We start from the raw sequence: 7,383 nt of genomic DNA, 5'->3' as shown, positions 1-7,383 counted from the left end.
GCTCCAATCAACAGGGTTTAAAATCAACAATTTTTCTTTAACATAGCTATTTTTTATAAAAAATGGAAGCCTTTTTTAATTGGCTTCCTCTTTAATCAGCGTTTTATTTTTCCATATAGTTCTTCCAGTTTCTTAGCGATCGAAACTCCCATTTCCTCTACATATTCCGGGAGCGAAGTTTCCAGCTTTGAATTCATTGTGGGTCCCATCTTTCCATTGGCGGTGACTTCTAAAAATCCGGTTAACTTTGTTTTGTTGACATTCAAGGCCTTTGCCTCAAAAAAACCGCTGCCTGTAAACCGTTCACTCTTTGATTTTAGTGTAAAGCTAACTCTCGTGGGTTCCTTCCACTCAATAATGTCGATGAGAAGACTCATTTTGGTTTTAATAATTCCAAGGTCATTCTTGAATTCCCATGTTGATTGACTTTCGTTTACCTTCTCGTGTTGAATATAATTTGGAACAAGTGGTGCCCAATTATCCATATCCTTTACAAATTCCCAAATCACCTTAATTGGCAATGTCAACTCGATGTGATGTGTTCCGCTTGGCATGCCTTCCCTCTTTCTCCTTTGACGTAAGACCTTCCTGCTCTTGAGAGAGGTCTTTTACCAATATATGTTCTATTACAGTATTTAGAATGACATCATCATTGGGACCTTGAGCGAAAAAAGAGTCTGGATTAATTATGTAAATTTACTATTGAATCTTGTGAACTCGTATTTTAAGATAGTAGGATAGGTTTGAAAATTCAGATTAATATCAAACATGGGGGTAAACAGTTTGAAAGTCCTACAATATGTATTGTTCTTCTTGGGGTTAACTTTTTTTGGATTAGGAAATGCCATTGCCGTAAAGGTGAAATATGTTGGGCTTCACCCATGGGAAGTTCTGAATGTAGCCTTGTATCAACATTTTGGGCTTACGATTGGTACATGGGGTGTCATCTGTGGGTTGGTATTAATCGGAATTTCCTTTTTTACTGATCGCAAGTATATAAATATTGGAACCTTCTTAAATGCCCTATGTATCGGGCCAATTATGGACTTTTTCCTCTGGCTGGATCTATTGCCAAAAGCAACAAATACGTGGGTCGATTATCTTATCCTTTTATCAGGTGTTGTCATTACCGGAATTGGTGGAGGGATGTATGTAGCAGCTGGGATTGGCGCAGGACCTCGTGATGGTTTCATGCTGTCCATTTCCGATAAAACGGGTTTATCTGTCAGTAAAGCCCGCATGATCGTTGAAAGTCTCGTGCTTATCATTGGTTTTATATTAGGAGGTCCTGTATTTATTGCAACATTTGTTTATACATTTATTCAAAGTCCCGTATTCCAACAATCCCTAAAACGCTTTAATAAATTAATTGCTTTTGTAAAAAGCAGAAAAAAACCAGCAGGTGAACAACTTTTTCTGTAATTAATGATTAAACGGCCAAGAAGCCCTATCCTTTACGGATAAGGCTTCTTTTTTAGTGGAATTAGTTTGAAAGTCGTTGGTTAGCAAATCTTCTTTAGCTCTTCTGTTAACTGGAGAAATAATTCCTTGTTCCCGTCTTCTAATGTTTGGTCGATTTCCTCGCGGATTTTCTCCTTCTTGAATTCAAGCAGGGCATTTTTTAGGAACATCTCAGCAACTAAAGCATCTGTATACTCCTCAGAATGTTGGGGTGAATTAAGTAATTTCTTTTCCATGGAAATCAACTCCTTGAGCTTTTTTTCATTATACATTCAGTTTTCGAAAAATTCAAACACTTTGTTCGAAAAATCATAAAAATTTTCACAAAATGTTCAAAAACACTTGCAGGAGTAGATAATAAAAATTGGGGAATATTAAAGGCATCAATTTTGGCAGTTAGGAGGATGGACCAATGGATGGATTATCTGGTTATAAGCCGGTAAATAATATTGAAGTTTATTATGAATTTTATCCGCGGGAGAATGCAGAAAAGACATTTATATTATTGCATGGATTTCTTTCTTCAACTTTTACCTACCGTCACATGATTTCGTTAATGAAGCAGAATTATCAGGTACTATCAATTGATTTGCCTCCATTCGGTAAAAGTGCGAAATGCAATCGGTACGTTTATTCCTATAAGAATTTAGCCCAAACAGTCATTAAACTAATTGAATCCTTTGGAATAAAGAAATCCATTTTTATTGGACATTCTATGGGAGGCCAAATCGTCTTAAATATTCTCCATATGGTACCCGAATTGGCAGAAAAAGCTGTTCTATTATGCAGCTCTTCCTATTTAAAGCGGGCCAAATTACCGCTTATTCTTACCAGCTATCTCCCGTACTTTCACCGATTTGTAAAATACTACTTTGCGAGAACCGGAGTCAAAAAAAACCTTCAAAGTGCACTCTATAATCAATCAATCATTACAGATGAAATGGTTGATGGGTATCTGCAGCCATTTTTACAAGATGAAATCTTTGTCGCTCTAACCAGAATGTTAAGGCACCGGGAAGGTGATCTTCCCCCAGAGATTTTAAAACAAATTAAAACCCCATGCTTGTTAATTTGGGGTGATCACGATCAATCTATGCCACTTGAGGTTGGAGAAAAATTAAATAGGGATTTGATAAATTCCGAATTAATCGTATTAAAAGAAACAGGTCATGCCCTTCCTGAAGAAAGACCAGTGGAGGTATATGAATACATAATGAACTTTTTAAAAGAAACTGTATAAAACCACCAGGTGCCTGGTGGTTTATGTTTATTTATACCATTCCCCAAAATGATTTGATTTCTCATCATGGAGATGATCGATAAAATCATTGGAAATGTCCCCTAAATGAATCATTTCTTCTCCTTGATTAATGATTTCACCATTATCGAATAAGTAGGAGGGGATGTTAAAGTCAAGTAAAGGTTCCCCCGTTCTTGTATTGATGGTAATCATTAGATTTTTTGGTGGCTCCTTCATCTTTAATAATTCTGTTAGCGAAATATTTTGTTTGTCAGCAGAAAACTTGACTTGTATTTGATATAAGTCCATGACATCTGTTAAGAGATCCACTAATTCGTCTATTTGCTTATCGGTTAACTCGGTTGTATCATTCACATCAAGAAATGGTTCAATTCTAGAATCAAGCCATTCCATTTGATCCAGTTGAAATTTGTTATTCTCCTCTACCTGACCAAGATATTCGAAAAACCGCTCAGATTCCTCCTCAGTAATTCCCATTTCTTTTAATTCATTCTCAATATCACCCATATAGTCGTCATTATTGACATAAAACTCCAGTGAAGAATCTAAATCTTCGATGAACTTATAATCGGCTAAAGAATCACCAAAGTGATTCAATAAATCATTTAGTTCTGCCTTAGAAAGGTTATATTTTTTGAGCAGTACCTGTAAATTTTCATCATTGATTGGGGTTCCCAAAAATTCTTTAAGTTCATCAACTGAAGCAAATTCATCCAAAGTAATTTCATAAAAATCAAGATAATCCTGCAGTTCTTGCTTTGACCAGCCGATTGAGGCTAAATACTGTGTTAACTCTTTTTCAGGTGGTGCCGCAAGTGCCATCGGAACATGAATAAAAAGCAGCAAAGATAAGATGGTCAATCGCCATATATTTTTAAACCACATGTTAACTCCTCCTCATATTTGTTTCTCCTTTAATGTTCCCAGAGGAAGCCATATCAGAATTGCAAAATAATGCTATAAATATTGAGGACATTAAAAAAAATGGATCTCAATGGTGCTGTCACCTTAGAGATCCATCTTATTTAAACCAACCTTTTTCTTTTGACTGTGTGATTGCTTCTATTCGATTTTTCACTTCGAGTTTATCAAGAATAATGGAAATGTAATTTCGTACGGTTCCAGTTTTAATGCTGAGTTCTTCAGCAATTTCTTTTGTATTTTTTCCATCTGCTACGAGTTCAAGTACCTCCCGTTCGCGGTCTGTTAATGGATTTTCTTCGCTGTAGACATCATCCATTAACTCGGGAGCATAAATCCGCCTTCCAGCCAAAACACTGCGAATCGAGCCTGCCAATTCTTCACTTGGGCTGTCTTTTAACAAATAGCCACATACTCCAGCCTTCAGTGCACGCTGAAAATAACCTGTACGGGCAAAAGTAGTTAGGATAATAACTTTACAGCCAATACCCTTAATTTCTTCTGCTGCCTCTAGCCCACTTTTACCAGGCATTTCAATGTCCATCAGACAGACATCAGGTTTTAAGCTTTTAACCATCTCTACTGCTTCTTCTCCATTTGAAGCTTTACCGATTACTTCCATATCATCTTCCAAATTTAATAAGGATCCAAAGGCACCCAGTAACATCTTTTGGTCTTCTGCAATTACAATTTTAATCACAACTGCCCCTCCTTAGTCTCGGGCTTTGAATCATTTGGCACTCTGATGATTAGTGTTGTTCCATCCCTCGTTAAAAGTTCTAAACTACCATTAATAAATTCAAGCCGTTCTTTCATTCCGATTAAACCATGACCTTTTAAATAGCCATTATGTGATCCTTTGAAAATTCCATCATCTTGTATGGTCATAATAATTTCTTTCCAGGATTGTTCTAAAGTAATAAAGCAGTTTTTAGCCCCACTATGTTTAACCACATTATTTACGGCCTCTTTTAAACACATACTCAGAATATTTTCTGTAAAAGGAGAAACATTACTGAGATTGGGTTCCATTTTTTTCTCTAAATGAATCTGTGCAGCTTCTAAGATTTGTTTAATCCGTAGCATTTCATCTTTTAATCGAATTCCACGCATGGATGAAACCATTTTTCTAACCTCACTTAGGGCTGTTCGTGCGGTTTGTTGGACATCCTTTAATTCATTTCTAGCCTGTTCCGGATCCTTGTTGATCAATCTTCTGGCTAAATCGGCCTTTAATCCAATTAGGGAAAGTTTTTGCCCAAGTGTGTCATGTAAGTCACGTGCAATCCTTTGCCGCTCTTCTAATTTAACCAATTCTCCAATTCGCTTATTTGCATCTTCTAATTTTTCCTCAAGCTGGCCCCTCTCCTTCCGATTATATAAGCTGAAAGGAAGAAGAATGACACTAATCCAAACAATAATAACAAACGGCAATTGCTGTAAAAATAGCTTTTCATGCATGATGATACTGTAATTAATCGAAACAGATGTACTTACCAAATGGATAAAATACAAGGTCAAAAAAGTGACCCTATTTTGGATGTTGCCAAGATAATAGGCAAGAAAAAACGCAAAGTAAACATAACTGTACAAACTGGTTGCCGTAATGGAAATTGCGATTAAGATTAGGGTCCATACATAGACCAGCCAGCCCTTTGAAATAAAGGCAATACGATAAAGGATAAAAAACAGTAGCGTTAATAATACTCCCAAAACCATTTGAATGGTTGATGGAACTTGAATAATAAAGTAAAACGGCAAAATACAAAGAATTGTCCATATATATGGAGCAATTGCATTGCTTTTTTGAAAAGTAAAGTACCTCTTAATCATACGAAACCTCTTTTTTCAGCTAGTATTCCTTATCCTTTTATCATACTGAATTTTACTCTAAATTTCCTTCAAAAGTACTTATTTTAGGCAAGCATTTTGCATCTTTAAACGTTATGAACTTTTTACGCTGCTCATCCCATAAATGGAACTTTAATGAACTTAAACTTGTCGCTAACGTAATGGTTGGAACATTTTGTAATGGTTGGGTATTTTCATGGACCAATTCAAGTTTATAATTAGGCACCCTTGGACTCAAGTGATGCACGTGATGAAAACCGATATTTCCCGTTAGCCATTGAACCAGTTTAGGAAGTTTATAATATGAACTTCCTTCCACTGCAGCTTTAACATATTCCCATTCTTGATCTCCCTCAAAATAGGAATCCTCAAAAGTGTGCTGAATATAAAACAGCCAAATCCCAGCAGAGCCTGCAATGAGAAATATAGGCCCTTCTACTAATAGGACTTGCTGCCAGCCAATAACTAAACATAATAATCCAAGAACAGCAACAATTGCCACGTTTGTCAGGTACGTGTTCAGACGTTCGTTGATCCTTGCTCCCTTACGGTTAAAACGATTTTTAAGGATAAATACAAAGATAGGTCCTAGTATAAACATGACAAAAGGATTGCGGTACAAACGATATTGTACTTTTTTCCAAGAAGATGCCTCGTGATATTCCTCCACAGTCATCATCCAAATATCCCCTGTTCCGCGCTTATCCAGGTTGCTGCTGGTTGCATGATGAACGGAGTGGTCATGCTGCCATTGACTATATGGAAACAAAGTTAAAATTCCAGTAATGGTGCCCAGAATTTTATTAGCCGTACGATTTTTAAAGAAAGAGTAATGACAACAATCATGAAAGATGATAAATACCCTGACCATGAATCCTGCTGCCACAACCGCCAATACCAAACTTAGCCAGTAAGAAACAGCCAAACTTTTATAGGACAAAAACCATAAAAAGATAAACGGTAATACCGTATTCATTACCTGCCAAATACTTGCCATTGTATCAGATTTTTCATAAACAGATACTTGTTTTCGCAAACTTTTTGCTCTTTCATTCACCATATCAAAAATCCCTTCCTCTTTATTAACACAAATTATAGTGAAAAAAATCTCACCCAAACAGTCATACATGTCATGTCCAAAACATGATAAATGTCATGTTTGCTCAAAAAAACTCCACCATTCATTAGAATGGTGGAGTTTTACGTTCTTTATTATTTTTTTATTAAAGTTTTCATGCTGTCTTCAAGACGGTCCATAAAATTCTGATGGCTTTGTCTAGCGGTTTTTACATATTCATCCGTTAGTTGCTGCCATTCGCTTCGGCGTTCACGAACGTTTTTAACATACTTCTCACTATTTTCAATTAAGTTTATTTCAAAACGGCCAATTAAATCAAACCCTGTGGCAAGGGGAGCTGTTGCAAGTTGTTCTAATTTCTCGGTAACTTCATTTAATTGTTCTTTTAATTCAGGAGCAAGCATCTTTTTATCTTCGGCACCTTTAGCAAGATTCCCTGAAACACTTTTAACTACTTCACTATTGGTACTTTTAATCGTTTGAAATAAGTTTGCTAAAGAAAATCTAAAATCCTGATTGTATTTTACAACTTCTCTCACTGCATTTAGATAAGCTTCTTCTCTGCTTTCACGAAGCTTTCTAAGCTGTTCCAAGCTCTGCTCATATTGGTTCCATAAAGTGTCTACCATTTGGGTTGCTTGCCCATTTTCCTTGCCAGCTGATTGTCCTTTCTCGATCGCGGATGTACCCATTATTATTTCCTCCCCTTTTTTAAGGTATTTTTTTAAAACTATTTCGTATGGTAAATCAGTGCTAGTCTATATATGTAATTTACACTTATATGTAATAAAATGTCAACAATGATTATACA

At 36.1% G+C, this 7,383-nt stretch carries 9 protein-coding genes; 2 read left to right on the top strand and 7 right to left on the bottom strand.

The window, feature by feature from the left end:
- Positions 1-95: 95 nt before the first annotated feature.
- Entirely contained in the window at positions 96-554 is a 459-nt protein-coding gene (locus tag V7083_RS11385) for an SRPBCC family protein (RefSeq protein ID WP_335477753.1), read from the bottom strand.
- A 229-nt stretch (positions 555-783) separates the two neighbouring features.
- On the opposite strand from V7083_RS11385, the gene V7083_RS11380 reads away from it, so the two are divergent.
- Positions 784-1,422, top strand: a complete 639-nt coding sequence (locus V7083_RS11380; protein WP_335477751.1) for a YczE/YyaS/YitT family protein — start codon at positions 784-786, stop codon at positions 1,420-1,422.
- Between the two features lie 80 nt (positions 1,423-1,502).
- Here the strand turns inward: V7083_RS11380 and V7083_RS11375 are convergent, their stop codons facing one another.
- A complete protein-coding gene (locus V7083_RS11375) occupies positions 1,503-1,697 on the bottom strand; it encodes an IDEAL domain-containing protein (RefSeq protein ID WP_335477749.1) in 195 nt (64 codons plus the stop codon).
- A gap of 176 nt (positions 1,698-1,873) precedes the next feature.
- Here V7083_RS11375 and V7083_RS11370 point away from each other — a divergent pair, with 176 nt between their 5' ends.
- The gene (locus tag V7083_RS11370) at positions 1,874-2,701 is read left to right on the top strand and encodes an alpha/beta fold hydrolase (RefSeq protein ID WP_335477747.1); all 828 of its coding nucleotides are present in this window, start codon (positions 1,874-1,876) and stop codon (positions 2,699-2,701) included.
- 27 nt (positions 2,702-2,728) lie between these two features.
- Here the strand turns inward: V7083_RS11370 and V7083_RS11365 are convergent, their stop codons facing one another.
- From V7083_RS11365 to V7083_RS11345, 5 genes are all read right to left on the bottom strand, one after another.
- Positions 2,729-3,607 (bottom strand): processed acidic surface protein, encoded by an 879-nt coding sequence (locus tag V7083_RS11365; RefSeq protein WP_335477745.1) that lies wholly within the window; start codon positions 3,605-3,607, stop codon positions 2,729-2,731.
- A 136-nt stretch (positions 3,608-3,743) separates the two neighbouring features.
- A complete protein-coding gene (locus V7083_RS11360; protein ID WP_335477743.1) occupies positions 3,744-4,343 on the bottom strand; it encodes a response regulator transcription factor in 600 nt (199 codons plus the stop codon).
- Positions 4,340-5,476 carry a sensor histidine kinase gene (locus V7083_RS11355; RefSeq protein WP_335477741.1) on the bottom strand — a complete coding sequence of 379 codons (1,137 nt, stop codon included), beginning with the start codon at positions 5,474-5,476 and terminating at the stop codon, positions 4,340-4,342. Before V7083_RS11355 ends, V7083_RS11360 begins: the two co-directional genes overlap by 4 nt.
- 52 nt (positions 5,477-5,528) lie before the next feature.
- Entirely contained in the window at positions 5,529-6,554 is a 1,026-nt protein-coding gene (locus V7083_RS11350) for a fatty acid desaturase (RefSeq protein WP_335477739.1), read from the bottom strand.
- A gap of 152 nt (positions 6,555-6,706) precedes the next feature.
- The gene (locus V7083_RS11345; RefSeq protein ID WP_335477737.1) at positions 6,707-7,264 is read right to left on the bottom strand and encodes a hypothetical protein; all 558 of its coding nucleotides are present in this window, start codon (positions 7,262-7,264) and stop codon (positions 6,707-6,709) included.
- Positions 7,265-7,383: the final 119 nt, after the last annotated feature.

This window comes from Bacillus sp. JJ1764 (assembly GCF_036962145.1).
Taxonomy (GTDB): domain Bacteria; phylum Bacillota; class Bacilli; order Bacillales; family Cytobacillaceae; genus Neobacillus.
Note: the sequence above shows the minus strand (reverse complement) of the source record. Positions and strands in the feature narration are given on the sequence as shown.

Coding starts and splice junctions, on each gene's coding strand:
- V7083_RS11385 (WP_335477753.1), bottom strand. CDS start 554: ATGCCAAGCGGAACACATCACATCGAGTTGACATTGCCAATTAAGGTG.
- V7083_RS11375 (WP_335477749.1), bottom strand. CDS start 1,697: ATGGAAAAGAAATTACTTAATTCACCCCAACATTCTGAGGAGTATACA.
- V7083_RS11370 (WP_335477747.1), top strand. CDS start 1,874: ATGGATGGATTATCTGGTTATAAGCCGGTAAATAATATTGAAGTTTAT.
- V7083_RS11365 (WP_335477745.1), bottom strand. CDS start 3,607: ATGTGGTTTAAAAATATATGGCGATTGACCATCTTATCTTTGCTGCTT.
- V7083_RS11355 (WP_335477741.1), bottom strand. CDS start 5,476: ATGATTAAGAGGTACTTTACTTTTCAAAAAAGCAATGCAATTGCTCCA.
- V7083_RS11350 (WP_335477739.1), bottom strand. CDS start 6,554: ATGGTGAATGAAAGAGCAAAAAGTTTGCGAAAACAAGTATCTGTTTAT.
- V7083_RS11345 (WP_335477737.1), bottom strand. CDS start 7,264: ATGGGTACATCCGCGATCGAGAAAGGACAATCAGCTGGCAAGGAAAAT.